At 70.1% G+C, this 24,136-nt stretch carries 21 protein-coding genes; 14 read left to right on the top strand and 7 right to left on the bottom strand.

The genetic code is table 11. From position 1 onward, the window contains the following. Window positions 1–83: 83 nt before the first annotated feature. From CNX65_RS33695 to dusB, 4 genes are all read right to left on the bottom strand, one after another. Window positions 84–3,968: an LCP family protein gene (locus tag CNX65_RS33695; RefSeq protein ID WP_157767953.1), complete on the bottom strand. Its 3,885-nt coding sequence runs from the start codon at window positions 3,966–3,968 to the stop codon at window positions 84–86. A gap of 326 nt (window positions 3,969–4,294) precedes the next feature. Further along, window positions 4,295–5,152, bottom strand: a complete 858-nt coding sequence (locus CNX65_RS33690) for a GGDEF domain-containing protein (protein ID WP_096497307.1) — start codon at window positions 5,150–5,152, stop codon at window positions 4,295–4,297. A gap of 147 nt (window positions 5,153–5,299) precedes the next feature. Continuing rightward, entirely contained in the window at window positions 5,300–5,758 is a 459-nt protein-coding gene (locus CNX65_RS33685) for a hypothetical protein (RefSeq protein WP_096497306.1), read from the bottom strand. Then, on the bottom strand, window positions 5,751–6,896 hold the full coding sequence (gene dusB / locus CNX65_RS33680; RefSeq protein WP_198320658.1) for a tRNA dihydrouridine synthase DusB: 1,146 nt from the start codon (window positions 6,894–6,896) through the stop codon (window positions 5,751–5,753). The genes CNX65_RS33685 and dusB overlap by 8 nt, the downstream gene beginning before the upstream one ends. A 371-nt stretch (window positions 6,897–7,267) precedes the next feature. On the opposite strand from dusB, the gene CNX65_RS33675 reads away from it, so the two are divergent. The 5 genes from CNX65_RS33675 to CNX65_RS33655 are packed head-to-tail and all read left to right on the top strand — an operon-like array spanning window position 7,268 to window position 11,145. Beyond that, window positions 7,268–8,395 (top strand): nucleotidyl cyclase domain-containing protein, encoded by a 1,128-nt coding sequence (locus CNX65_RS33675; protein ID WP_096497304.1) that lies wholly within the window; start codon window positions 7,268–7,270, stop codon window positions 8,393–8,395. Continuing rightward, a complete protein-coding gene (locus CNX65_RS33670) occupies window positions 8,373–8,966 on the top strand; it encodes a hypothetical protein (RefSeq protein ID WP_157767952.1) in 594 nt (197 codons plus the stop codon). Before CNX65_RS33675 ends, CNX65_RS33670 begins: the two co-directional genes overlap by 23 nt. A 36-nt stretch (window positions 8,967–9,002) precedes the next feature. Next, window positions 9,003–9,539, top strand: a complete 537-nt coding sequence (locus CNX65_RS33665; protein ID WP_198320578.1) for a TetR/AcrR family transcriptional regulator — start codon at window positions 9,003–9,005, stop codon at window positions 9,537–9,539. A gap of 59 nt (window positions 9,540–9,598) precedes the next feature. After that, a complete protein-coding gene (locus CNX65_RS33660) occupies window positions 9,599–10,066 on the top strand; it encodes a DUF4334 domain-containing protein (protein WP_096497301.1) in 468 nt (155 codons plus the stop codon). Next, entirely contained in the window at window positions 10,063–11,145 is a 1,083-nt protein-coding gene (locus CNX65_RS33655) for an NAD(P)-dependent alcohol dehydrogenase (protein WP_096497300.1), read from the top strand. The genes CNX65_RS33660 and CNX65_RS33655 overlap by 4 nt, the downstream gene beginning before the upstream one ends. An 89-nt stretch (window positions 11,146–11,234) precedes the next feature. Here the strand turns inward: CNX65_RS33655 and CNX65_RS33650 are convergent, their stop codons facing one another. Beyond that, window positions 11,235–11,516 carry a hypothetical protein gene (locus tag CNX65_RS33650; RefSeq protein WP_157767951.1) on the bottom strand — a complete coding sequence of 94 codons (282 nt, stop codon included), beginning with the start codon at window positions 11,514–11,516 and terminating at the stop codon, window positions 11,235–11,237. Window positions 11,517–12,891: 1,375 nt separating this feature from the next. Here CNX65_RS33650 and CNX65_RS33645 point away from each other — a divergent pair. From CNX65_RS33645 to CNX65_RS33635, 3 genes are all read left to right on the top strand, one after another. Next, complete coding sequence (locus CNX65_RS33645; RefSeq protein ID WP_096498126.1) at window positions 12,892–13,221, top strand: trypco2 family protein; 330 nt, start codon at window positions 12,892–12,894, stop codon at window positions 13,219–13,221. A 28-nt stretch (window positions 13,222–13,249) separates the two neighbouring features. Further along, window positions 13,250–17,350 (top strand): tetratricopeptide repeat protein, encoded by a 4,101-nt coding sequence (locus CNX65_RS38100; protein ID WP_096497298.1) that lies wholly within the window; start codon window positions 13,250–13,252, stop codon window positions 17,348–17,350. Window positions 17,351–17,840: 490 nt separating this feature from the next. Beyond that, window positions 17,841–18,488, top strand: coding sequence for an HAD family hydrolase (locus CNX65_RS33635; RefSeq protein ID WP_096497297.1), 648 nt, complete (start codon window positions 17,841–17,843; stop codon window positions 18,486–18,488). Here CNX65_RS33635 and CNX65_RS33630 read toward each other — a convergent pair. After that, the gene (locus CNX65_RS33630; protein WP_157767950.1) at window positions 18,485–19,933 is read right to left on the bottom strand and encodes a helix-turn-helix domain-containing protein; all 1,449 of its coding nucleotides are present in this window, start codon (window positions 19,931–19,933) and stop codon (window positions 18,485–18,487) included. The genes CNX65_RS33635 and CNX65_RS33630 overlap by 4 nt on opposite strands. Before the next feature lie 298 nt (window positions 19,934–20,231). On the opposite strand from CNX65_RS33630, the gene CNX65_RS33625 reads away from it, so the two are divergent. Continuing rightward, window positions 20,232–20,600 carry a hypothetical protein gene (locus CNX65_RS33625; RefSeq protein ID WP_096497295.1) on the top strand — a complete coding sequence of 123 codons (369 nt, stop codon included), beginning with the start codon at window positions 20,232–20,234 and terminating at the stop codon, window positions 20,598–20,600. 124 nt (window positions 20,601–20,724) lie between these two features. Here the strand turns inward: CNX65_RS33625 and CNX65_RS33620 are convergent, their stop codons facing one another. After that, complete coding sequence (locus CNX65_RS33620; RefSeq protein WP_096497294.1) at window positions 20,725–21,123, bottom strand: GntR family transcriptional regulator; 399 nt, start codon at window positions 21,121–21,123, stop codon at window positions 20,725–20,727. A gap of 136 nt (window positions 21,124–21,259) precedes the next feature. Between CNX65_RS33620 and CNX65_RS33615 the strand changes: the two genes are divergently transcribed. The 5 genes from CNX65_RS33615 to CNX65_RS33595 all read left to right on the top strand — a co-directional run bounded on the left by CNX65_RS33615 (window position 21,260) and on the right by CNX65_RS33595 (window position 24,112). Beyond that, window positions 21,260–21,652, top strand: a complete 393-nt coding sequence (locus CNX65_RS33615) for a hypothetical protein (protein WP_096497293.1) — start codon at window positions 21,260–21,262, stop codon at window positions 21,650–21,652. Window positions 21,653–21,894: 242 nt separating this feature from the next. After that, entirely contained in the window at window positions 21,895–22,191 is a 297-nt protein-coding gene (locus CNX65_RS33610) for a hypothetical protein (RefSeq protein ID WP_157767949.1), read from the top strand. Then, window positions 22,188–22,436, top strand: a complete 249-nt coding sequence (locus tag CNX65_RS33605) for a hypothetical protein (RefSeq protein ID WP_096497291.1) — start codon at window positions 22,188–22,190, stop codon at window positions 22,434–22,436. The genes CNX65_RS33610 and CNX65_RS33605 overlap by 4 nt, the downstream gene beginning before the upstream one ends. Before the next feature lie 5 nt (window positions 22,437–22,441). Next, the gene (locus tag CNX65_RS33600) at window positions 22,442–22,651 is read left to right on the top strand and encodes a hypothetical protein (RefSeq protein WP_012783730.1); all 210 of its coding nucleotides are present in this window, start codon (window positions 22,442–22,444) and stop codon (window positions 22,649–22,651) included. A gap of 78 nt (window positions 22,652–22,729) precedes the next feature. After that, complete coding sequence (locus CNX65_RS33595; RefSeq protein WP_096497290.1) at window positions 22,730–24,112, top strand: FtsK/SpoIIIE domain-containing protein; 1,383 nt, start codon at window positions 22,730–22,732, stop codon at window positions 24,110–24,112. Window positions 24,113–24,136 lie beyond the last annotated feature (24 nt).

Here is a 24,136-nt window from a genome sequence, read left to right as displayed (position 1 = left end):
GCGACCAGATGATCGGCGGCACCCCCTGGGAGCTGCGGGAACGGTCCGAGCTCCCGAGGGGGTCGCGCGTGGTGGCCGACCGGTCACGCGCAGGGGTCGACGGCCGCGTTCACCACGGGCAGGTCCCCGGCGCCGCTGTCGGCGGAGACGCCGCCGCCCTGACCGGCCTGCGGGCGCTTGACCTCGCCCTCCCACCCGGAGCCCATCATGAGCGCCACGACGCCGCCCATGCTCTCGTCGACCTGGAGCTCGGCGTCCGGCACGGCTGCCCGCAGGGTCGCGGCGGCGTTCTCGTTGCCGGTGGCGTAGCGGATGAACGTCCTGGTGGACGCCTGGTCCGCGACACCGATGTAGGTGACCTTGAAGCCGACCTCTTCCAGCTTGGTCTTGGTGTTCTTCGGGGCGAACCCACCCGAGGTCTGGTTGAACACCTGGACGCGCACGGAGCCGGGGTCGCCCACGGTGCCCGGCTGCTTCTCGGCCTTCTTCTCCGCGGTCCCGCCCTCGGTCGGCGCCTCGCCCGGCAGCGGGGTGCCGTCGATGACCGCCTGGAAGAGCGCCTTGGTCTCGTCCTCCTGGAGGACCTCGAAGTTGTCGTCGTTGCTCGGGGTCGGGCCCTCGTCGGTGCGGTGGGGGACGGTCACGAAGCTGACCCGCCCGGCGTCCAGCCCCTGCAGGGACTGGGCGAGCGTCAGCATGGAGTCCACGCCGATGTTCTGACCCGCGGTGGAGGACGCGAAGGCGTTGAGGAAGCCGTTGAGCTTGCTCGGGCTGAGCAGCAGCTCGCTGGACATGGCCTTGCGCAGCAGCGCGGACAGGAACTGCTGCTGCCGCTTGATCCGGTCGTAGTCGCCGAACTCCTCGGTCTTGACCTTGCGGGCGCGGACGAAGTCCAGCGCCTTCTGGCCGTTGACCTCGTACTTGCCGGGCTTGTCGAAGATCATGCCCAGCTCGCCGTCGTCCATGACGGTGGGCGCGCACACGCCCACCGTCCCGACGGCGTCGACCATGCCCTTGAAGCCGTTGAAGTCCACGCTGACGAAGCGGTTGATGTCCAGCCCGCTCAGCTCGGTCATGAACTTGCTGACGCACTGGGGGCCGCCGGTGGCGTAGACCTCGTTGGCCTTCACGCCCTCCGCCTCGGGCAGCACCTTGTCCGAGTAGGTGTCGCTGGCCGAGTCCCAGCTGTTGCACGCGGGCCGCGTGACCTGGAGGTCACGCGGCATCGACACCACCACCATGCGCTTCCGGTCGGCCGGGACGTGGGCGATCATCATCACGTCCGACCGGGCGCCGACGACCTCGCTGGTGTCGCCCACCCCGTCCGAGTCCTTGGCGCCCGCGCGCGTGTCCGAGCCGATGATGAGGAAGTTCTCGTCACCGAGCTGCTTCTCCGCCTGGTGCACGGCCGCCGAGTTCTGGCCGAGCGCGTCGATCCGGGTGATCTTGCTGTCGAAGTGCAGCATCGCCCCCCAGCCGATCCCGCTGGCCAGGAACACCACCACCGCCGAGGTCAGCGAGATCGCCTTGATGATCCGGACGATCTTGCTCTGCTTGGCGGTCCGCCCCTTGCGGCCTTTGCCGCCCTTGGGCTCGGTGTCGTCGGGGTCGTCCGGGTCCACCGGCTCGGCGTACTCCGTGGCGTCCTCGTCGACCTCGGACTTCCACGGCATCAGCTTCTGCCTGCGCTCCTTGCGCTGGCGCTCCTGCTCGGCGAGCTCGTCGTGGACGGCCGAGAAGCGGGCGAGGGTGTGGTCGACCTCGCGCAGCTTCTTGATGTCGTCGCTGATGGCCTCCATCTCGGTGGTGAGGCTCGCCGGGTCGATCTGCTCCCTCGGCTCGGGGCCGCCGACGCCGGGCGGGGGGCCGCCGAGCGCGGACACGCCGGGGGGCGGGAGCGGCGGGGCTCCCTCGTCACCCTCGGCGAACCGGCTGGGGGGACCGTCGTGCGGGCCCTGCCGCCCGTTCTCGGGCGCGAGCCTGCGCGGGGGCCTGCCCGCGTCGCCGTCGGCGAAGCTCTCGGCGCGCGCCTGGCGGTCGTCGCCGGGCGGGACGGGCCTGGGGCGCATCCCGGTGCCCTCGGGACCCCGGCCGTCCGGACCCCGGCCGTCGGGCGCGGGACCGTCGCCGGGCGCGAGCCTGCGTGGACCGTCCTCGGGCAGGCCGGGACCGTCGCCGGGCATGGGGCGCGGCATCCGGGCGCTGCTGCCCTCGGGACCGGGGCGGCGCGGACCGGCGGGCGGAGGGCCGATCGGCGGACCGGCGGGCGGGCCGTCGTGGCCCGCGAGCCTGGCCTGGCGCGACCGCGGGCCGTCCTCGGGCAGGCCGGGGCCGTCGCCGGGCATCGGGCGCGGACGGGTGCCGGTGCCCTCGGGACCCCTGCGGGGACCGTCCTCGGGGACCGGGCGCGGCATCCGGGCGCTGCTGCCGTCCGGCGGGACCGGGCGGGAGCGGGGACCCGTGCCGTCCGGGCCGGGACCGAGCGGGCCGCCGTCGCCGGGCATCGGCCTCGGGCGCACGCCGGTGCCCTCGGGGCCGCGGCGCGGGCCGTCCTCGGGCAGGCCGGGGCCGTCGCCGGGCATGGGGCGCGGGCGCATCCCGGCGCCCTCCGGACCCCTGCGGGGACCGTCCTCGGGCAGGCCGGGGGGACGACCGCCGTCGAAGCCGTCGCCGGGCATCGGGCGCGGACGCGTGCCGGTGCCCTCCGGGCCCCGGCGCGGGCCGTCCTCGAAGTCCTCGCCGGGCAGGCCGGGGGCCGGGCGCGGGCGCATCCCCGCGCCGTCCGGACCGGGCCTGCGCGGACCACCGGGCGGCGGACCGGCGAGCGGGCCACCGGGCGGGCCGTCGACCGGCCCTCCGGGCCCCGGCCTGCGGGGACCGTCCTGCGGACCGCCGTCGACCTCGGGGCGCGCGCGGCGACCGGTGGCGTCGGAACCCTGCGGCCCCGCGTCCGGCCTGGCCCTGCGGCCGGTGGCCTCGGGACCGGGACCGCGCTGGCCCCGGCCGTCGGCCTCGGGGCCGCGCGGGGGCAGCGACCTGCGGCCGTTCGGCTCGCCGGGCGAGAGCCGGGACATCCGGGACGCGGACTCCCCGCCCGCGTCCTCGGCACCCCCGTCGCCCTCGTCGCCCCGGACGTCCGGCCTGCGCCGGTCGGCGGCCTGCGGCCACGGGGCCTCGTCGGTGAAGGAGCGGCCCCTGCGGGCGGCGGGCTCGCGGCGCCCGCCCTCCTCGGCGAAGCCGTCCTCGGGCGCGACCGCCCTGGACCGCCGCCCGACCCCCTCACCGGGAGCCTGGCGGCCTCGGCGACCGGGCTCCTCCTCGTGGGCCGGGACGCCGTCCTCGGGGGCGGAGCGCCTGCCTGAGGGCGCGGGCTCGTCGTGGCGCGCGCGCCTGCTCGCGCGCGAGACGCCTTCGGGAGCGGCGGCGTCGCGGTCGGCCTCCGGCGCGGCGCGCCTGCCGGTCCGGGGCTCCTCGGGGGCCGCGCGGCGACCGGAGGGGGCCTCGTCGTGCCTGGCGCGCCGTCCGCCCGCCTCGGCGGCCGGGTCCGGCTCGACGTGCACGGGGGCGGCGTACCGCGTCTCCTCCTCGTACGCGGACGGCTCCGGGTACGCGGACGGCTCCGGGTACGCGGACGGCTCCGGCTTGGCCCTGCGGCCGGTGCGCGGGCCCGTCTCACCCGGTTGGCCGGGTCCGGCGGAGTGGGACGGACCCCGGACGTCGTCCTCGGGTTCCCTGGCGGCCCTCCTGCGGCCCTGCTGCGGCTCCTGCGCTGGTCGGTGCTCGTGGTCGCCCTGCTGGCGACCGCTCTCCGGGCCCTGCGGCTCGGATCTGTGGGCGGGTGGCTCCGGCGCGGCGCGGCGACCGGACGGCTCCGGTGCGGCGCCGCGCTGCGGACCGGAGTCCGACTGGCCCGGCGGGATGGGACGCGGGATGTTCGTGCGGCTGTGCTGTTCAAGCAGATCCGACACGCTCAGACCGCCGCTGCCCTCCATCGACCTGCGGCGACGCCCGGTCGTCTGGTCATCCTGCGGGGCCTGGTCGCCTCCGGGTCCGGTGCCACCACGGCGGGGCTCGTCGGGCACCCGGTCTCCCTTCAGCAATTGGTCATCGGTCAGGTCGTCATCACGAGTTGACGACAGCAAGGACACGGTGAAAGCACCTGCGGCGTGTCACTTGCGCACGCGATACTACGGACGCCCGCCAATTCTGACGACCACTCCCGGTGATAGAGGGGTGGGGGGTGGTCGGATACGCGCAGCAGGTTACGCCCGAACGGGTGAGTGGGGTGCGTGTTTCAGTAACCAGACACCCGTGGTTCAGTGATTCCGCGTCGCCCAGAAGCAGCACCGGCCAGCCGAACGCGTCCGCCCTCCCGGTAGGCGACTGCGTTCCGTCCCGATTGCTTGGCCGTGTAGAGGAGGCTGTCGGCGCGCAACAACTGCTGCTCCGGGGCCACCGGTGGGCGGGAGGGCGTCTCGGCGGCGGGCGGCTCGTACGCCAGGCCGATGCTGACAGTCACCCTCAGGCCGGGGGCGAGCGAGGCCCAGGCGTGACGCTCGACACGCATCCTGGCCGCTTCGGTGATCTGGATCGCACTCGCGACGTCCACGTCGGGCAGCACGATGACGAACTCCTCGCCCCCGTAGCGGGCGCAGAACCCCTGCTCCGGCAGCTCCGCCTGGAGCAGCTCCACCACCCGCTGGAGCACCCGGTCGCCCAGCAGGTGCCCGAACGTGTCGTTCACCTGCTTGAACCAGTCGAGGTCGATCAGCGCGATGGCCAGCCCGCCGGTCGTGGCGCCCCGCTCGGCGACCAGCGCGACCAGGCGCTCGTCCAGGTAGCGGCGGTTGTAGCTGTCGGTCAGGCTGTCCCGCAGGCTCTGCTCGCGGGCCTCCGCGTGCTCCCTGCGCAGCCGGTCCACCTCGCGGCGCAGCTGCTCCGGCACCTTCGGCTGCTCCTCGCGCCCCGCGTGGACCAGGTCGAACGCCGAGCGCAGGTGCTGGTAGGCCTGCCGCCACTGGCCCCTGGAGGCGAGCAGTGTCGCGATCGACTCGTGCAGCTGCACCAGCCCGGTGCCCTCGGAAGCGGGCGCTGGCGCCTCGGGGCCGCCCTCCCGATCGGGATCGGCGACCTCGGGCCGCAGTGCGGTCATCGTGCTCACCTCCTCACTTGCCAAGGTGTCGTCTCCTAGGAGGCGGCTCTTGAGCGAGCGGGACACGTCAGAGGTTGATTTCCCTCTACCGGTTGACCGTGCACTGCTCCGAAACGGTGACGTTTCCGGTCGGGCAGCGGAAAACCGTCACGCGGCGCACGGTGCGAAGCCGTAGGCGCGCCCGTTCAGCAGCACGACGTGCTGCGAGCCGATCTGCGAGCCGACCTCCACGCCGTCCCGGTGGACCGTGATCGTCACGGCCACGACCAGCACCACGCCGCGCGGGTGCGCCTCGTCGCCGCCCGCGGGCGCCCACTCGTTGTCCAGGCGCAACGTGCCCATCGCGGGGCGGTAGGCGATCGTCCCGTCGGGCGGTCGGCAGCCCTGGTCGCGGTAGTCCGGGTGCTGGGTCTCCTCCAGCAGCGCGTGCTGCTTCTCCACGCCCTGCTCGCCCGCCGAGTTGAGGTCGTCGAAGTAGTTCCGCACCAGGCCCCGGTCCGAGTCGCTCAACCGGATCGGCGCCGCCGTCCCCGCCACCGCGCCGGAGCACCCCGCCACCAGCAGCGCCCCGACCAGCAGCGCCGCGCCGCGCGCCAGCTCAGCCACCCGAGTGCATCTCCTCGGCCTCGGGCACCGCGGCGTCCTCCGGGTCGTCCAGCCAGCCCTCCGGCAGGATCACCCGAGCGGGGGAACCCTGTCGGCCGCGGGGCCCGTCGGCGTCGGCCGGGTACCCGGCGGTGCGGTCGAGCTGGCCGACCAGGTCCTGGAGCTCGGCCAGCGTGCTGACCATGGCCAGCGACCGGCGCAGGTCGCCGCCGACCGGGAAGCCCTTCAGGTACCAGGCCACGTGCTTGCGCAGGTCCCGGACGCCCTTCTCCTCGCCGAGGTAGTCGGCCAGGAGCGCGCCGTGCCGCCAGAGGATGTCGGCGACCTTGCCCAGCGTCGGCGGCGCGGGCAGCGGCTCGCCCCGGAAGGCGGCCTGCAGCTCGCCGAACAACCACGGCCTGCCCAGGCAGCCCCGACCGACGACGACCCCGTCGCAGCCGGTGCGGGCGACCATGTCGAGGGCGTCCTGGGCGCTGAAGATGTCGCCGTTGCCGAGCACCGGGATGGAGGTCACCGCCTCCTTCAACCGGGTGATGGCCGACCAGTCGGCGGTGCCGGAGTAGCGCTGCGCGGCCGTGCGGGCGTGCAGCGCGACGGCCTGCGCGCCCTCGTCCTCGGCGATGCGGCCCGCGTCCAGGTAGGTGAGGTGCTCGTCGTCGATGCCGATGCGGAACTTCACGGTCACCGGGACGCCCGCGGGCTCGGCGGCGCGCACGGCGGCCCGCACGATCTCCCGGAACAGCTTCCGCTTGTACGGCAGCGCCGCCCCGCCGCCCTTGCGGGTGACCTTGGGGACGGGGCAGCCGAAGTTCATGTCGATGTGGTCGGCCCGGTCCTCGCCGGTGATCAGCTTGACGGCCTCGGACATGGACACCGGGTCGACGCTGTAGAGCTGCATCGAGCGGGGGTGCTCGTCGGGGCCGAACGCCAGCATCTCCATGGTCTTGGAGTCGCGCTCCACCACGGCGCGGGCGGTGATCATCTCGCAGACGTAGAGCGAGCCGGGGCTCCCGAACTCCCGGCACAGCTGCCGGAAGGCGATGTTCGTGATGCCCGCCATCGGGGCGAGCACGACGGCCGGGTCGACCGAGTACCGGCCGATCTTCAGCGAGGGAGGGGGAGCAGCCACGCCGACCAGGCTAGCCGCAGCCGGGTCCCACGCCCGCCGTTCCACCGGTTTCCGCTCGTGGTGGACACGGGGTGGAGGTGGTGGGACGGCTCCCTCGAACGGGGGGTGGGGTCCTCGGCCGGGGAGTGCTTTCTACGGGCAGTTGTGCAGGGGGGGCGTTTTTGTCGCTTGTTGATCTGTTCGGGTGGCCGGTGATCACGTGGATAACGCTCGGCCGAAAACCCTCGATACGGCTAGTGACAATGTGAAATTTTCAAGCACCATTTGTACTTCCGTCGTGGACCGGCCCCCGCTCGGGGATTTCCGGCCACCCCCCCCAGAGTCGCCGCGCGCGCTTCACGGCGCCGTGCTGCCGCTTTCCGGTGAGAGGATCGTGAAAAGTGGAGATCCTGCGCGATGCCTTCAACAACACCGCCAAGGTGTCCGTCGTCGTCATGCACGTCGACCTGACGGGCGCCACGGAGCTGAAGACCTCCAGCGCCGAGGTGAGCTGGCTGCCGACCTTCGGCTGGTTCTTCGACCAGGTCACCGAGTCCGTCTCCCGCAACGGCGGGACCGTGTGCAAGTACCTCTCGTCGGGCGTGATCGCCACCTTCCCGGTGGTGCAGGCGGCGCAGGCCATCAACGCCGCCATCGCCATCCAGGAGCGGTTGAGGGAGGCGAAGCGGGACAACACCTACCTCTGCAACTGCTCGGTCGGCATCACCACGGGCAAAGTCGTGCCGTTCGTCAACGGCCAGCAGCAGGACTTCATCGGAACCTCGGTGGACCAGGTCGAGCGACTCGCGCTCGGCGGCAGTCCCGGCGCGGTTTTCGTCGACGAGGAAACGGTGAGCGCGGCCAACATGATGGAGGTCTTCTCCATCTACGGGAACGCCGTGAGCCGTGAGGGCCGCGGATATCTCGGGGCGCCGCAGAAGCTGCCCAACGCGGGCTCCTCGATCGACTACCGCGAGGTGCTCTGGGACGCGCAGCCGTTCGGCGTGAAGTCGAGCATGGTCACCGACATGACCGCGCCGCAGGGCCAGGCGCCGACCCCGCCACCGCCCGCCGTCCGCCCCGCGCGGGGCAACGAGCAGGACCCGTGGGTCGTGGGCCGGGTGACCAGGTGGGACTCGGTCAAGGGCAGCGGGTTCGCGAGCGGTCGGAACGGGGGCACCTACTACCTGCACCGGGACAACCTCGTTCGGGGCGTCGTGGACCTCGCGCCGGGGGACGAGGTGTTCTTCCTGGCCGAGCCGCAGCCCGACGGCGGGCGCAACCCCAGGGCCAACGTCACCGTGCCGCTCGGGGCCCTGCTCGACGTGGAGCTGCTCAGGGTCAGGGAGAAGTACGGCTTCCTGGACGCCCGCGACGGCAAGGGCTTCCGGCGGGACCTGTTCGTCGACCTCGGGCCCGACGCGCCGCTCAACCACCGGGTGGGGCAGGTGCTGCGGATCCGCGTCGGGAGCAACACCAAGGGGCCGGTCGGCCTGGTGCAGGTGGATGAGCAGCGCGTCGCCTCGTAGCGGGCGCTCGTGCCGGGGGCTCGCACCGGTGCTCATCGCCCTCGGCGTGGTCCTGCTCGTGCTGGGGTGGTTCGTGGACGACGACTACTGGCGGGGGCTGTGCCTGGAGCTGGGCGGCGCGACGGTCCTCGTCGCGCCGTTCGCGCGGGTCGAGCGGAAGCTGCTCCAGGTCGAGGACGGGGTGGCGCAGGCCGTGAACGCCGGTCAGGCGCCACCCGGCCCGATCCGCGAGCAGGTGGCGGCGGCGCTGGCCGGGGGGCCGTTCACGGTCGTGGCGGTCGAGGGCGGGAACCCGGACCACGTGGTCGAGCGCGGTGGTGCGGCGGTGGCCGTCGTCGTGCTCGACGGCGGGTGCGCCGTGGACGCGGCCTCCCTCCAGCGCCTCGACCTGGAGCGGCGCGGGAGGCCGGGCGCCACCGGCCTGGTCGTGGTCACCGCCTCGGGCCCGACCGGGTTGGCGCGCGAGTGGGCGGCGCGCCACGCGTCCACCACCCGCGTCGTCCGGTGGACCCCGGACGGCGCGGCGCGGGCGGACCTGGTGGCGGGCGTCGCGGAGCTGCTGCCCGCGTGACCGCCCCCGCGCCTTCCCGCTGGTTACAGTCGTCCGGTGGCGACATCACCCGATCAGCGGCGAGAGCGCTACATGCGCGCGGCGGTGTCCTGCTTCGCCCGGTACGGCTACCGGCGGACGTCCGTGGACGCGATCGCCGCAGCCGCGGACGTCTCCCGGCCCGCGCTGTACCAGTACTACCGGGGCAAGGAGGAGATCTTCCGGGAGGCCGTGCAGTGGGCGCTGGAGGGTTTCCTGGAGCGGGCCGAGGCCGCGGCGCGGGGGCCCGGTGGGGTGGCCGAGCGGTTGACCGCGGTGCTCGGGCTGGTGCTGCGGATGCACGCGGGCGAGGTGTTCCAGGCCGAGCTGATCGACGAGACGCAGCAGCGGGCGGTCGAGCAGTGGACGCTCTTCGAGCGGCGGATGATCGAGGTCCTGGAGGGCGTGCTGGGGCCGTGCGCCGGGGTGGACGAGGTGGCCGGGGTGCTGTTCTACGGGGTCAAGGGGATCACGCTGCACCTGGGCGGGGTCGAGTGGCAGGAGGTGCTGCTGCGCCGCTTGGTGGAGCTGACCGTTCGGGGGCTGACAACCTGACAGTGTCGGTCTAATTTGTCAGGTCTGGTGACCCTGTTCCCCGTGTCCGGGAGGTTCGGATGACCGCCGACGAGGCTCGTGCCCGTATCGCCGAGATCCGCCGGGCGGGTGGTCGCACGACGGTCGAGGAGCTGGACGCCCTGTGGGCGGCGCTGCCGACCGTGGCGCCGGAGGAGCTGCTGGGGGACTGGCGCGGCAGCGAGTTCGCGAGCGGCCACAGCTTCGAGGGGAACCTGGAGAAGGCCGGGTGGTACGGCAAGACGTTCACGTCGCTGACCGACGTGACGCCCCTGGTGTGCCGGGACGCCGACGGCGGGCTGTACGCGAACGAGGAGCTGGCCGGGGGCGGGGCGAGCCTGTGGACGGTCGAGTTCCGGGGCGAGGCGACCGCGACGATGGTCTACGACGGCAGGCCGGTGCTGGACCACTTCAAGCGGCTCGACGAGCGCGCGGTGCTCGGGGTGATGAACGGCAAGGGCGTGCTGGACGGGGGGAAGCACTACTACTTCGTGCTGGAGCGCGCGTGACCCGCCGCGCCCGCGCTGCCCTGGTCGAACGCCCCGGCGGGCCGTTCGAGGTGCGCGAGGTGGAGCTGGACGAGCCGAGGCCGGACGAGGTCGTGGTGCGGGTGCTGGCGGCGGGCGTGTGCCACACGGACCTGCTGGTGCGCCGGACGTGGCCGGAGCGGTTGTTGCCCATGGTCTTCGGCCACGAGGGCGCCGGGGTCGTGGAGGCGGTCGGCGCGGGGGTCGGCTCCGTGGTGGTGGGGGATTCGGTGTGCCTGAGCTACCGGAGCTGCGGTCGGTGCGCGGAGTGCGCGGCGGGGTGGAACGCGTACTGCCTGCACGCGGGGGCGAACGCGCGCGGTGTGCGGGAGGACGGCAGCACCGCGCTTCGTCGAGCGGGGAAGCCGGTGTACGGCGGGTTCTTCGGCCAGTCGAGCTTCGCGACGCACGCGGTGGCGCACGAGAGCAGCGTGGTGAAGGTGCCCGCCGATCTGCCCCCGGTGGTGGCCGCGCCGCTGGGGTGCAGCGTCCAGACGGGGGCGGGGACGGTCTTCACCGTTCTGAACGCGGCCCCCGGCGAGTCGCTGGTGGTGTACGGCGCGGGCGGGGTGGGCCTGAGCGCGCTGCTGGCGGCGACCGTGCGCGGGTGCCGCACGGTCGTGGTGGAACCGGTGGAGTCCAGGCGCGCGCTGGCGCTGTCCCTGGGCGCGGTGGCGGCGGTACCGCCGGGAACGCCGCTCGCGGACCTGACCGGCGGCGGCGCCCACCACGCGGTGGACACGACGGGCCGGGCGGACGCGATCGGCGAGGCGGTGGGGGCGCTGCGCCGGAGGGGGACGCTGGCGCTGGTCGGCCTGGGCGGCAAGGTGGAGCTGGACCTGAGGACGCTGGTGCACAACGGCATCCGCGTCCGAGGCGTGATCGAGGGCGACGCGGCGCCGAGGACCCTGATCCCGGACCTGGTGGCCCTGCACCGCCAGGGCGTCCTGCCGGTCGAGCGGCTGATCGGGGAGTACCCGTTCGAGCAGATCGAGAGGGCGGCGGAGGACGCGTCGACGGGGCGCTGCGTGAAGCCGGTGCTGAGGTTCCCCGCCGAGTGACCTGACCACCGCCTCGCACAATCCATCAAACCCGGTTGTGCCGCCTCTCCTGACTGGTCGTTGCGCGAGGAGAGGCGCACCCCGTTGGCTCACCGCACGAACCACTCCCAGTGCCCCTGGACGTTGGCCACCTTTGTCGCGTCGTCGGGCAGGTACACCTCTACGGCTCCGGCGTACTTCTTGCCGGGCAACCAGTTCTCGTCCCCTGCGCCGATGCGATTGCCTTCAGGCGCGCACGTCCAGTAGGTGGAAGGATTGATCCTTCCACCGGTCACGCCGCTCGCGCTGATGGCCGTGAACTCGGTGAAGTAACCGGACGGCAGTTCGGAAACGTTGTAACCGCTCCCTGTTTCCACCTCGATCCACAACAACTTCCGCGTGGTGCCAGTGGGAGGCGGGTCACCCGCGTACCTGCCGGTGCACTCCGACATCCTGGTGATGGTGAACTTCAGGGCGCAGTCGTTCCCCATGCACCCGCCGCTCGCCTGCTCGCCTAAGCGGAATGCGGTCGTCCGGGCGGTGGTCGTCGTGGGTGAGGGCGTCGTAGTGCGCGTCGTGGCGGTAGTAGAACTTGCTGTCGCAGATGAGCTTGCGGACGTGTCACTCGAAACTCGTCCACCTTGAGAGCAGGCGGCGGCAGCGGTCAACAGCAAGCAGGAAAACATGAGGCGGATGCGCATTTTGTGAACCTCCGATCAGATCGGAAGTCGCGATTCACCCATGATTTGTTAGCCGTTCACCTCAGCTTTCATGTTCACCTCCAACTTCGCTGGCCGCGGGGTGCCTGCTTCTCCAAGCGTTTGCGCCCCACCGCGCAGATGAACCCCAGAGGTCGACGCCGCGGCACCAGAGGCGGTGGTCGTTCGCGCTTGCGGTCGCTCGTCCTGCGAAGCGCGGCGGTGTCGACATCGCCAAGACGCCATCAAGGACTGGCGTGCAGGGCAAACAGCGTGGAGGTGGGCGTTCGCGGACCGGGTGTTCACGGGCGCGACGCGGGCCCGGCGGACTCCGACAGCACCGCCGGTGTCGGAGGACTCGAGCGACAAGGGAAAACCCAGGTCAAGCGTGGTGGGCCGCCAGGGACTCGAACCCTGAACCCGAAGGTTGTGGATCTTGGGCGGGTGGTGGTTCACGATGTTTTCCGCTGATGGTTACTGCCTGCGCGTTTCGTTAAAGCAAATGAGTGTCGCAGAGTGTCCGTAGTGGCTGGTTGTCGGTGTTTGTGGGGAGTAAACCGGGAAGATGATCTTAACTTCCGGCCCCTGGGCTGACGCTGTCCCAGGGGACTTCGCAACAGAGATGAGCGGCCGTTGCTCAGTAGCCACAGCCGGGCGGGGCGCAGTGGGCGTTGAGCACTGCGCATTCTGTTCATCTCGGCGGTTTCGGCCGGTCGTTGCCCCGTTCGCGTGGTCTCGGCCTTATCTCACATCGCTGGGGTGTGGGTGAGTGGCTGCCAGGGCGGGCCCCGCCCGATTGCCCGGTGACACAAGGAGGGGGGCGAGAGGGGTGCCGGTATCGCAGGTTTCCGGCAGTCGTCTGCCGTCGTTCCATAGGAGTAAAGCATGAAGATGATCTTGTTCTGTCGCATCCCCTCTGCGTAGCGGTTGTGGCCTTCTCTCCACCTCGCGTGTCTTCACGGCTGCGTCTTTGGCTCACTTCCGCAGATGTGCGGAGTGTCGGGTGCGGTCATCGGGTAGTGGTGCGGGTGGTGTAGCGGTGAGGGCCTGGTGGTCGATGGGAGTGGGTATGGAGATCGAGTTGGCCCAGGCTGTGGCGGCGTTGCGGGATGAACTGCTGGAGGCGGTGGTCTACGGCCGTGGGCAGGAGGTCCAGTTCGCGGTGGGGACGATCGAATTGGAGTTCGGCGTGGAGCTCAAGGTCGACGCCAAGGCCAAGGGCGGGTTCAAGGCGTGGGTGATGACCGGTGAGGCGTCGGCCGGGGTGGCCAGGAGTTCCACCCATCGGGTGAAGGTGTCGCTGACCCCGAAGGACCAGCACGGCGGGGACCTGTTGGTGGGTGGTTCGGCCCAGCGTCCTCCCGGTCCAGGTGTCGAGTCCGATCACGCTGGCCGCTGATCGGCCGCGAACAACAGGGGAATGACCGATGGATCAGTGGCGCGTGGTGCAGGTCAACGGTGAGCGTCGAGGGTCGGGGTATCTGGTGGGCCCCGGTCTGGTGCTGACCTCGGCCCATGTCGTGCCCGACCGGGGTGCGGCGGTGGAGGTGTTCCGTCCGGGCCGTGCGGGGGTGTTCGGGGGCACGGTGGTGTGGCGGGGCACGCCGGAGGGGCGTGACGACGCGGCGTTGGTACGGATCGACTCGCCGACCTGGACTCCGCCCGCCGGTAAGTCGGTCGAGTGGGGACGGACTGTCACCAACAGGGCGGGAATCGTCTGCGAGACCAAAGGGCTGCCGGATCGGGCGCAGCGTCCTGGGGAGGCGGCCGACAACGAACAGCTGCTGGGGTGGTTCAACGCCGATGACCAGGTGGTCTCGGATGTGTACGTGATGGCGCTGGAAGGGCATCGTCCGAACCTGGGGGGTTCGCCGTGGGGCGGGTTGTCCGGGGCAGCGGTGTTCAGCGGTGGCCTGTTGATCGGCGTGGTGCGGTCCGACGAGGCCGACAGCGGCCACACCCGGTTACGAGTAGCCCCTTCGTATGTGCTGCACCGGGACGCGGGGTTCCGGGAGGCGCTGACCGAGCACGACGGCGGTGAGCCGAGGTTGCGGCCGGTGGAGTTCGCCGGGATGGAGGAGCGCGCGCTTCCCGTGACGGGGGTGTTGGCTTCGCCTGGGTGGTTGCTGAACCCGGCTCTGGAGGTGGTGCCCTTCCGAGGTCGTGGGCAGGAGTTGGAGCGGCTGGGCCGGTGGGCCGGGCTTGAAGGGTTCGGGGCGTGTGTGGTGCATGGTCCAGGCGGTCAGGGCAAGACCCGGTTGGCCCGCCGGTTCGCCCAAGAACTGGGAGAGCGGTGGGCGGTGGTGTGGCCGAAGCACGAATGCGCCGAGCAGGACCTGGCCGTGCTCGCGGACGCCGTGGCGCCGACGTTGGTGGTGGTGGACTACGCCGACAACCGGCCCGGCCAGGTGCAGGCGTTGCTGCGCGCGGCGCAGGAGCACGGTGGTGGGACGCCGTTGAAGGTGTTGCTGCTGGCGCGGAGCGCCGGGGACTGGTGGGACCGGCTCAAGACCTCCTCCGACCCGGTGTCGTGGTTGTTGGAGGGGACACCGCTGGTGGCGTTGGAACCCCTGGAATCCGACGATCGGGGCCGGGAGCGGGCGTATCGGGAGGCGGTGGAGGGCTTCTCGGCCGGGTTGTCGCGGGTACGAGGACTGGAAGACCACCCCTGGTCGCGGATCGCCGCCGGGATGCCGGGTGTGCCCGTTGCCCCGGTGGGGGCGCGTGGTGTGTTGGCGTTGCACATGGCGGCGTTGGCGGACCTGCTCGACGCGGTGCCCGGCCCGTCCGGGGACGATACAGACGCTACCGGCCCGCCGGATGGTGACGCGGAGAGTCGCCTGTTGGAGCACGAGCAGCGTTACTGGACTCATGCCGCAGGCGCGTCGTCTCGGCTGGAGTTGGGGCATGCCACGCTGCATGACGCGATGGCCGCCGCCGTTCTGGTGGGCGCGGATGATCATGAGCAGGCTGATGGGCTGTTGGGGTTGATCGCGGGGTTGGCCGATCAGCCTCGGGACCGGCGTGACGCGGTGGTGGAGTGGATCGGCGGGTTGTATCCGGGAGTGGCACCGGTGCCGTTCTCATCCCTGCAACCGGACCGACTCGCCGAACGGTTCATCGGCGAACACCTAACCAAACGCCCTGAGTTGGCACACCGGCTTGTGCAGGCACCGCAGGAGCGACGTGCAAGGCTGCTGACGGTGTATTCCCGCGCGGCCGGTCACGCTGTGTTCAACGGCGCGTTGGATGCGGGGTTGACGCAGTTGTGCATCAAGCGGGCTTCGTTGCTGGCACGGGTGGCTGTGGAGGTGGTGGTCCAAGCTGAGTACTACCAGCCCTTGTTAGAGGCCTTGATCCTGATCGGCGACGCGCCTGAGACGGACGTGCCCCTGCTGGTCGAACTGGTCGACGGATTGCCGCAGTCCAGTCACCGTCTGGCCGAGAGTGCCGTGCGGTGGACCGGCCGCCTGGTGCGGTGTCGCCGTGAGGCTGACCAGGACACCACGGAGTACCTGCCCGACCTGGCGAGCAGCCTGAACAACCAGGCGGCCCGTTTGGCGGCTGTGGGGCGGGGGGAGGAGGCGCTGGAGGTGATCAGCGAAGCAGTCACCATTCGCCGTGCTTTGGCCAAGGACCGTCCTGATGCTTTCCTTCCTAATCTGGCGAGCAGCCTGAACAACCAGGCGAACAGTTTGGCGGCTGTGGGGCGGGGGGAGGAGGCGCTGGAGGTGATCAGCGAAGCAGTCACCATTCGCCGTGCTTTGGCCAAGGACCGTCCCGATGCTTTCCTTCCTAATCTGGCGAGCAGCCTGAACAACCAGGCGAACAGTTTGGCGGCTGTGGGGCGGGGGGAGGAGGCGCTGGAGGTGATCAGCGAAGCCGTCACCACCTACCGTGCTTTGGTCAAGGACCGTCCCGATGCTTTCCTTCCCAATCTGGCGGGCAGCCTGAACAACCAGGCGGCCCGTTTGGCGGATGTGGGGTGGAGGGAGGAGGCGCTGGAGGTGATCAGCGAAGCCGTCACCATTCGCCGTGCTTTGGCCAAGGCCCGTCCTGATGCTTTCCTTCCCGACCTGGCGGGCAGCCTGAACAACCAGGCGGCCCGTTTGGCGGCTGTGGGGCGGGGGGAGGAGGCGCTGGAGGTGATCAGCGAAGCCGTCACCACCTACCGTGCTTTGGTCAAGGACCGTCCTGATGCTTTCCTTCCCAATCTGGCGGGCAGCCTGAACAACCAGGCGGCCCGTTTGGCGGCTGTGGGGCGGGGGGAGGAGGCGCTGGAGGTGATCAGCGAAGCCGTCACCACCTACCGTGCTTTGGTCAAGGACCGTCCTGATGCTTTCCTTCCCAATCTGGCGGGCAGCCTGAACAACCAGGCGGCCTTCTTGGCGGATGTGGGGCGGGGGGAGGAGGCGCTGGAGGTGATCAGCGAAGCCGTCACCACCTACCGTGCTTTGGTCAAGGCCCGTCCTGATGCTTTCCTTCCCGACCTGGCGGGCAGCCTGAACAACCAGGCGGCCCGTTTGGCGGATGTGGGGCGGGGGGAGGAGGCGCTGGAGGTGATCAGCGAAGCCGTCACCACCTACCGTGCTTTGGTCAAGGACCGTCCTGATGCTTTCCTTCCCGACCTGGCGGGCAGCCTGAACAACCAGGCGGCCCGTTTGGCGGCTGTGGGGCGGGGGGAGGAGGCGCTGGAGGTGATCAGCGAAGCCGTCACCACCTACCGTGCTTTGGTCAAGGACCGTCCTGATGCTTTCCTTCCCGACCTGGCGGGCAGCCTGAACAACCAGGCGGCCTTCTTGGCGGCTGTGGGGCGGGGGGAGGAGGCGCTGGAGGTGATCAGCGAAGCCGTCACCACCTACCGTGCTTTGGTCAAGGACCGTCCTGATGCTTTCCTTCCCGACCTGGCGGGCAGCCTGAACAACCAGGCGGCCTTCTTGGCGGCTGTGGGGCGGGGGGAGGAGGCGCTGGAGGTGATCAGCGAAGCCGTCACCATTCGCCGTGCTTTGGCCAAGGCCCGTCCCGATGCTTTCCTTCCCGACCTGGCGGGCAGCCTGAACAACCAGGCGAACAGTTTGGCGGCTGTGGGGCGGGGGGAGGAGGCGCTGGAGGTGATCAGCGAAGCCGTCACCATTCGCCGTGCTTTGGCCAAGGCCCGTCCCGATGCTTTCCTTCCCAATCTGGCGGGCAGCCTGAACAACCAGGCGAACAGTTTGGCGGCTGTGGGGCGGGGGGAGGAGGCGCTGGAGGTGATCAGCGAAGCCGTCACCATTCGCCGTGCTTTGGCCAAGGCCCGTCCCGATGCTTTCCTTCCCGACCTGGCGGGCAGCCTGAACAACCAGGCGGCCTTCTTGGCGGCTGCGGGTTGGAGGGAGGAGGCGCTGGAGGTGATCAGCGAAGCCGTCACCATCCGCCGTGCCCTGACCCAAAAACGCCCTCAGGTCCACCAGAAGGAGCTTGAGTATTCCTTGAGGATTCTTGAACTGCTCCACGGGCAAAACCCCACTGACGGTGACGAGGAAGCCTGAAACGGTGATTGCCGGTACCGAATGTCGTCGGCAAGCCTGTGGGCAGGTCGCCGCCGTCAGGCGACGACCTGCCCACAGGTGCGGCAGCCGAGCGCCCTGACCGGCGGATCAAATCGACCCGTTGGCGCTCGTCCCTAGCTGCATTTCAGCGGACCATGCCGATCGTGGCGGCGCGAGGTGAAAGGGATGTCGCGGTCCCCTGTGGGGGACGGTGGCCGTGGCCTCGTGCCGTCGTGGACGGCCCTCGGTGCCTCGCCGTCCGTGCCCGCGGGCCGCCAGGCCCGCTTGGGCACGGCGGACAATACAAGTCCGAGGGCCGAACTCTACGACGGCATTGGGTACGAACGGCCAGAGGCCCCCGCAGGGGGCCTCCTTGAACAAGTAAAGAAACTCTGAACACAGCCGTAGCAGTGCGGTCTTGGGATGCCGCCGTGCTGGGAACCCGCGTGTCGACGCTCCGATGCATCTGTAGATCAAGTAGGAGTAGGGCATGGTTGCTGCGGTCGTGTTCGACGTTGGTGAGACGCTGCTTGACGACTCCCGCGAGTGGGGAGCCTGGGCGGACTGGGTGGGCGTGCCTCGGCACACCTTCTCCACGGTCCTGGGGGCTGTCACTGCGGCTGGTCGGGACAACGCCGAGACCTTCCAGTACTTCCGTCCCGGCTTCGACGTCGCCCGTGAGCGGCAGCTGCGCGAAGACGCTGGCTTGGGCGAGCGGATCGAAGAGGGCGACTTCTACCCGGACGTCCGCACAGCGTTGGCTGAACTGCGCGCCCTCGGCCTCTGGATCTACATCGCGGGCAACCAGACCGACCGCGTCGCGGAGCTGCTGCGCGCTATGGACCTCCCGGTTGACGGCATCGCCACCTCCGGCGAATGGGGTGTTGCCAAGCCCGCCGCCGAGTTCTTCACCCGCGTTGTGGAGATGACCCCGGCTGACGCCCACGAGGTGCTGTACGTCGGCGACCACCGGGACAACGACGTCGTGGCGGCGAAGGCTTCCGGGCTGCGTACGGCGCTCATTCGGCGCGGGCCGTGGGGCTACCTATGGGCGGATGATCCGCTGGTGCGCCGTGACGCCGATTGGGTCATCGACTCCCTGCACGACCTGCCCAAGCTGCTCTCCGGACAGAGCTAGCGCGCTCCCGCCCACGCGGCCAGGTCGAGCAACCCCGTGGTCAGACGGGGATGGGTGCGCAGCAGTACCGACAACGCCTGGCGGACCTGCGGGTGAGAGCGAGTGTGTTCTGGCGCCGCTTCTCGGGCGGCCAACAGGCACGTGTAGGCGTCTTCGTGGTTGCCCAGGTCGAGATGAGCGCGGGACAGGTCGATGTAGTAGTGCGACCGGCGCTCCGCTGGCAGATCGCTCGGCGGGCTCCACGTGGTCGCGCGCTGGATGCCTGCCGGGTCGCGAAGCTCGGCCGCCACGGCGAGTTCGTGGATGCGAAGCGAAGCCGGGCCGAAGGCCGTTCCGTAGTAGACCCCCTCGGGCACGGCCAAGGAAGCCTGGCGTGCGAGGTGGAGGTGTTCGGCCGCCTGGTCCGCGATGCCTGAGCGGGCGGCCACCACGGCGGCGCGCATGTTGAGCGAGCCGAACGCTGCCGCCACCTGGACCTGCTTCAAGTCGCGGCTGGGAAGCTGGTCGATGGCTAGGGCCAGAGCGCGTGCGGCGGTTCGCAGGTCGCCGCTGGAGAAGAACGTCTCGGTGCGCACGTAGGCCACCGCGGCTGTCAGCAGTGGATCCGCGGCTGCCTGGGAGGTCATGCGCATCAGGTCGATCAGACGTGCTGACAGGTCGTAGTAGCGGAACTTGTAGGCCACCCCGTCGGCTGCGCGCAGCGCCAAGGTCAGCAGCGCGGCCACGCGGTTCCGGTCCGCCCCGGTGGCAGTGATCCTGGCGCGCGAAAGTTCGTTGATCAAGCCGGGCAGGTGCCGCACGAGGTCGCCGTACCTGGCGTCCAGGCGGTGCGCGTTCATCCGGAGAACGTCAGCCTGCAACTCCTGGGCGGTCCTGGTGTGGCCGTCGTCGGGGAGGTCGAGGTTGTCCAGGGCGCGGCGCATGCGCGGGATGCCCACGTGGATGAGATCGACGTCCGGCGAGGTGGTGGGGCCTCCGGTGTCGCCCGGTGCCCACACCACGTGGCTTGACGGCAGCGGGAGGGTGTCCACCGACTTCGCCGAGAACAACTCCTGGACGTCGTGGACCTCCCGGCCGCTGCCGTTGAACCAGCGGAGGTGCTGCGGCACCTGGAGGACGTTGCACCACCGCTCCAGCCGCTCCAGATCGCTGACTGGACGCCGGGAGCGCTCCATCTCGCTGATGCGGCCCTGGGTGAGGTCCAGCCACGCGGCCAACGTCGCCTGCGGGAGCGTCGGTTGCTGCGCTTGGCGGTACGCGCGGAAAACCTGGCCGATGTTGCGCGAGTGGAATGCGTCGCGGATCGTGGCCTGGTTCCAGAAATCTGCGGGCAGCGCGGGCGCGTGAGCCGAGTGTGCGGCTGCGCAACGTCCGCACTGGTTACGCTTGTTGTCGCTGGCCAGCAAGGTCTCACACGTGCGGCAGCGACGCTTGCCCGCGCTCACCCGCACCCCCGATTCCTGCCCGGACCGACCAGTCTCAGGGCAGTGTAGACCGGCATCCTGCCTCTGACCTGCGGTTAGTGGTTCCGCCGATATTCCGATCGGCAGTTGGTATGGAATCGATCAGCCTCGCGCGCGAATGTCGTCTTGCAAGCCCTGACTGACTTGCGGAGGTGAGGCTCATGGCGTTCTTCGTGGTCCTTCCTGCGGGGAGATGGCGCGTACGGCGCTCCAAACTTCACCCGTTTCAGCTACAGGGCAGACAGGGTGTGGACTTATCGCTGATGGAAAGGCGCGAGGGATGACGAACGCCGTCGAGAAGCACGACAGCGCTGAGGACGGGAGCACGTCGGGGCCGCTGTTCGGCCGGGCGGAGTTCGCAGTCCTGCTGGACGAACTGGTCACCGACTACGCGCCGAGGGTGTTCGCGGTGACTCAGACCTGGGGCGATTGCCTTGACGGCTGGATCGTCGGTTGGGGCATGGCCTTCGGTGACCACGCCGAGGTGTTCTCGGTGGAAGGCAGGGTGCGGACTCGCGTCAGCAAGCCGGAGAACGCCTTGCGGTACTTCGGAGCTGACGAGGACGTGACCACGCGGTTGGTGTGGCTGCACAGCACGGGAACACGCGCGAGTGATCAGGAACCGAAGCCCGCGCAGGGGTACCTGTAGAGGTCCCTGCGGCTGGCGTTCAGGAGGTGCGGGGTCATGGCGGACGAGGAAGCCGAGTGGACGGCTGAGGACTGGCGGGAACTCCGCGCCACGGCCTCCAAGCTCCTGGAAGGGCTGGAAGACCTCAGCGGGCGTCTGGCTCGCGTTGAGAATCGGTTGGCGTGGGGCCGAACACCTCGGCCTCAACAGCCGAAACGCGCTGGTTGAGGTCGCTCAACGTGCTGTCGATGCGGGACAGCAACTCCCGGAGCTCACGCGGTGAAGGCACGTCCTCGGCCGCGTGGGCTTCGGGCTTCCTGACCACGGTCGTGCCCTCGCCTTGGCGCGAGACCACCAAGCCCTCGTGCCGCAGGACGTCCAACGCCTTCTGCAAGGTCATCACGGCGCGGTCGTACTTCTTCTGCAACTCCGAGAGCGACGGGAGCTTGTCCCCCACCGCGACCTCGTCGGAGGTGATCGCGCGACGCAGGTCGTCGGCGATCTGCTGGTAAGCCGGTCTGGGGTCTGAGGCGTCAAGGGCCATGACCTGACTCTATCGACAAAGCTAGCTGTGCTGAAAGTCAGCCGAACGGTCTACATTGCTCTGCTAGCTTTACTAGCTATGTTGGTAGTACGGTTGGTTCTGTAAGAGAAGTAGGTCAGACGACGAAAGGTTCGACATGGCGCTTCAGGACTTGCCGGTGGTGCTCGGCGGCTACCGGTTGATGATCACGGAGGCTCCCGCCGTGAAGGTGCGGGAGTTGGAGGACGGCTCGGTGGTGCCCGTGCTGGACCGGGTCACGCAGCAGGAGCAGTTCGTGGTGACGCTGTTCGCCAAGCCGCTCCCGGTGGAGGGGCGGAAGGCGGGCAAGGGCGAGGAGATCCGCGTGAACCTGCCCGGCGACCCCGGCGAGGGGTTCGAGGAGGGCATGTACGTGGAGCTGGTCGGGGCGGTGGTCAACACCTACGAGATCCCGGACCGTATGGACCCTCGCAAGATCGCCTCGGCCGGGTTGTGGTTCAAGGCCGCCGGGCTCAAGCCCGTCGCGCGCGCCGTCCGGCCCGCCGCCTGAACCACTGAAGTACTGACCTGCTGAAGTGCTGACTTACTGACTTTCTCAAGCCGTTCTTCTGGGCTGCTCGTTCCTTGTCAATTCCACAGTGGGTAGAGCCATGCCTGAAACCGGCGCATCCGAGCGGTGTGCCGGGGATTTCGGTGGCCCCAGAACCGTGTTCCGTGTTCTGGGGTCGCCGTGGTCCTCGTCAACGGAAAGGGCTGGTCATGTCGGAATCCAGGGAAAAGATCCGGAACACCATGACGACGCTCAACAACGCCTCCTCGGAGCACGGGTACGTGATCACGTGCGACTCGCAGGCGGTGTTCCGGCAGATAGACGCCCGCCTGATGTGCCCGGTCACGGTCTGGGAGCGGGAAGCGGTGTGGGAGCTGATCAAGCAGGGGTGGAGCGTGATCCACCCGCACTCGCAGGTCATGAGTTACGGGACGCTGCGCACACGGGTGCAGTTGATGCTGCCCACCGAGGAAGGGCTTGAGGCCCTGGCCTGGTGGCTCATGGTCACCAAGACCGACCGGGTCGGCGGTGAGGGGTGAACCGGGCGGAGCAGCGGTACGCGAACCTCGTCGGCGCTATCGACTTCGTCACCGAACAACTCCCGCCACTGGACAAGCTCATCGCGCGAATGCGGGACAACCCGGCCCCTGCTGGCGCTTGGCAGATCACTTCTCCCGATGAACTCAAGAAAATGCTCAACCGTGCCCGGAAGGAGTTGACCGCGTTGAAGGAACTCGCGGCCAGGTACGAGATCGAGTTGAAAACCCGCGAGTGGAAGGCGTGACGGTCATGTCACAGCAATTGACCACCGCGCTGGAGGGCCTGGACAAGGCCATGACGCAACTGCGTCAGGCGGTGCGGGAGGTGCCGTACCGGCGGGAGGGGTTCTGGGCCGGGCACACCGCGTTCGTGCGGGCCGTGGCGGTGCTGCGCACCTCCCTGTCCCACTCCCGCTCCCAGCTTGACCCTTCCCCGCTGCGGGGGCGTCGCCGCAGGTAGCAGCACCACACACAGAACACGGCAACGGCCGATCACCGCGTCAGGTGGTCGGCCGTTGCCCTTCCCCCAGGAGGTGTCATGTCTGAACAACCGTCGTCCCGACGCGGTGTCGGGTGGGAGTGGCGGCTGGTGCGCTGGCTGGTCCGCCACCCCGGCGCGCTTGCCACGCCCGGCGCTCTGGCCGCGTTGCTGTTGGAGGTGGGTCCCCAGGTCACCGGGGGAGTGCTCGGCGGGCTCACCGCAGGTGCGTTGGGCTGGTACCGGGGGCACCCGGACAGCTTCGACACCTGGGCGGCCCCGGTCGGGCGCGCTTGGCGGCGCAGGTGGGCCGGTGCCTACCTCGGCCCCCGCTGGGCGCGGCTGATGGGCTCGTGCGGGTTGACCAAGGTCCACCACCGCACCGGGGAGGTCCTGGTGCCGCGCGTGCTGCGGGTGCGCTCCTGGTCGCCCTCGATCGACACCGTCCGGGTCCGCCTGGCACCCGGTCAGGCCATGCGGGCGTTCGCGGCGGTCCTGCCCGAACTGGCGGCCACCCTCAAGGCCGACCGCGTCGCCGTCGAACAGGGACGGCCCGGCGAGGTGGTGTTGATCGTGCAGCGTGGCGAGCCGTTCACCCACGTCATCCCCGCCCCGGCCATGCCGGAGACGTGCGACGCGGTCGACCTCACCGCGCTGTGCCTGGGGGAGACGGAGTTGGGCGGGCGGTGGCGTGAGCCGCTGCTGGGTACCCACCACATCACCGCCGGAGCCACCGGCTCGGGCAAGAACTCGGTGGTCATGGCCAAGATGCGCGCCGTCGCACCGCTCATCCGGGACGGGCTGGTGCGGCCGTGGGTGTGCGATCCGAAGCGGTTCGAGTTCGTCGCCCTCAAGCCGATCCTGGATGGCCGGTACGCGGACAACCCGGACGACTGCGCCGAGCTGATCACCCGGTTCGTGGAGAACATGGAACGCAAGCAGAAACGCTTGCAGCGCAACAGGAAGCGCGGCGTCCCGGTGTCGCGGGAGAACCCGCTGGACTGGCTGATCGTGGACGAAGTCGGCTTCCTGATGGCCTACAGCTCCGAGCGCACGCACGAGATCGTCAACGCCTGCGCGGTGATCTCCAGCATGGGTCGCGCCACCCATGACGTCCTGGATGTCTACGTGCAGGAACCGTCCAAGGACGTCGTCCCGATCCGGGACCTGCTCCCGCACCGCCTGTGCCTGCGCGTCACGTCCGAGCGCCACCCGGACATGGTCCTCGGGGACGGCGCTCGTGCCCGTGGGGCTATCGCGGACGAGATCGCCGAGGACGCCTCCACCGCCGGGATCGGCTACCGGGTCGACCCGCGCTCACGCACCCCGCGCCGGGTCCGCGCCGCCTACACCACCGACACGGACGTCGCCGAGTTGGTGGCTTTCGTCAAGGCCGGTCCTTCCGGCGCGGTGGGTGGCTCGGCGTTGCGTACCGCCGCTTGAGCCTGACCAGGCACTTCCGCTTGT

Origin of the sequence: Actinosynnema pretiosum, assembly GCF_002354875.1 — a bacterium.
Lineage (GTDB): Bacteria > Actinomycetota > Actinomycetes > Mycobacteriales > Pseudonocardiaceae > Actinosynnema > Actinosynnema auranticum.
The sequence above is the reverse complement of the archived record's forward strand: the minus strand, read 5'-3'. Positions and strand labels throughout refer to the sequence as shown.

Bases quoted from the DNA above. Each gene is read 5' to 3' on its own strand.
- CNX65_RS33690 (WP_096497307.1), bottom strand. From the start codon at position 5,152: ATGACCGCACTGCGGCCCGAGGTCGCCGATCCCGATCGGGAGGGCGGC.
- CNX65_RS33670 (WP_157767952.1), top strand. From the start codon at position 8,373: ATGAGCAGCGCGTCGCCTCGTAGCGGGCGCTCGTGCCGGGGGCTCGCA.
- CNX65_RS33660 (WP_096497301.1), top strand. From the start codon at position 9,599: ATGACCGCCGACGAGGCTCGTGCCCGTATCGCCGAGATCCGCCGGGCG.
- CNX65_RS33645 (WP_096498126.1), top strand. From the start codon at position 12,892: ATGGAGATCGAGTTGGCCCAGGCTGTGGCGGCGTTGCGGGATGAACTG.
- CNX65_RS38100 (WP_096497298.1), top strand. From the start codon at position 13,250: ATGGATCAGTGGCGCGTGGTGCAGGTCAACGGTGAGCGTCGAGGGTCG.
- CNX65_RS33635 (WP_096497297.1), top strand. From the start codon at position 17,841: ATGGTTGCTGCGGTCGTGTTCGACGTTGGTGAGACGCTGCTTGACGAC.
- CNX65_RS33625 (WP_096497295.1), top strand. From the start codon at position 20,232: ATGACGAACGCCGTCGAGAAGCACGACAGCGCTGAGGACGGGAGCACG.
- CNX65_RS33620 (WP_096497294.1), bottom strand. From the start codon at position 21,123: ATGGCCCTTGACGCCTCAGACCCCAGACCGGCTTACCAGCAGATCGCC.
- CNX65_RS33615 (WP_096497293.1), top strand. From the start codon at position 21,260: ATGGCGCTTCAGGACTTGCCGGTGGTGCTCGGCGGCTACCGGTTGATG.
- CNX65_RS33610 (WP_157767949.1), top strand. From the start codon at position 21,895: ATGACGACGCTCAACAACGCCTCCTCGGAGCACGGGTACGTGATCACG.
- CNX65_RS33600 (WP_012783730.1), top strand. From the start codon at position 22,442: ATGTCACAGCAATTGACCACCGCGCTGGAGGGCCTGGACAAGGCCATG.
- CNX65_RS33595 (WP_096497290.1), top strand. From the start codon at position 22,730: ATGTCTGAACAACCGTCGTCCCGACGCGGTGTCGGGTGGGAGTGGCGG.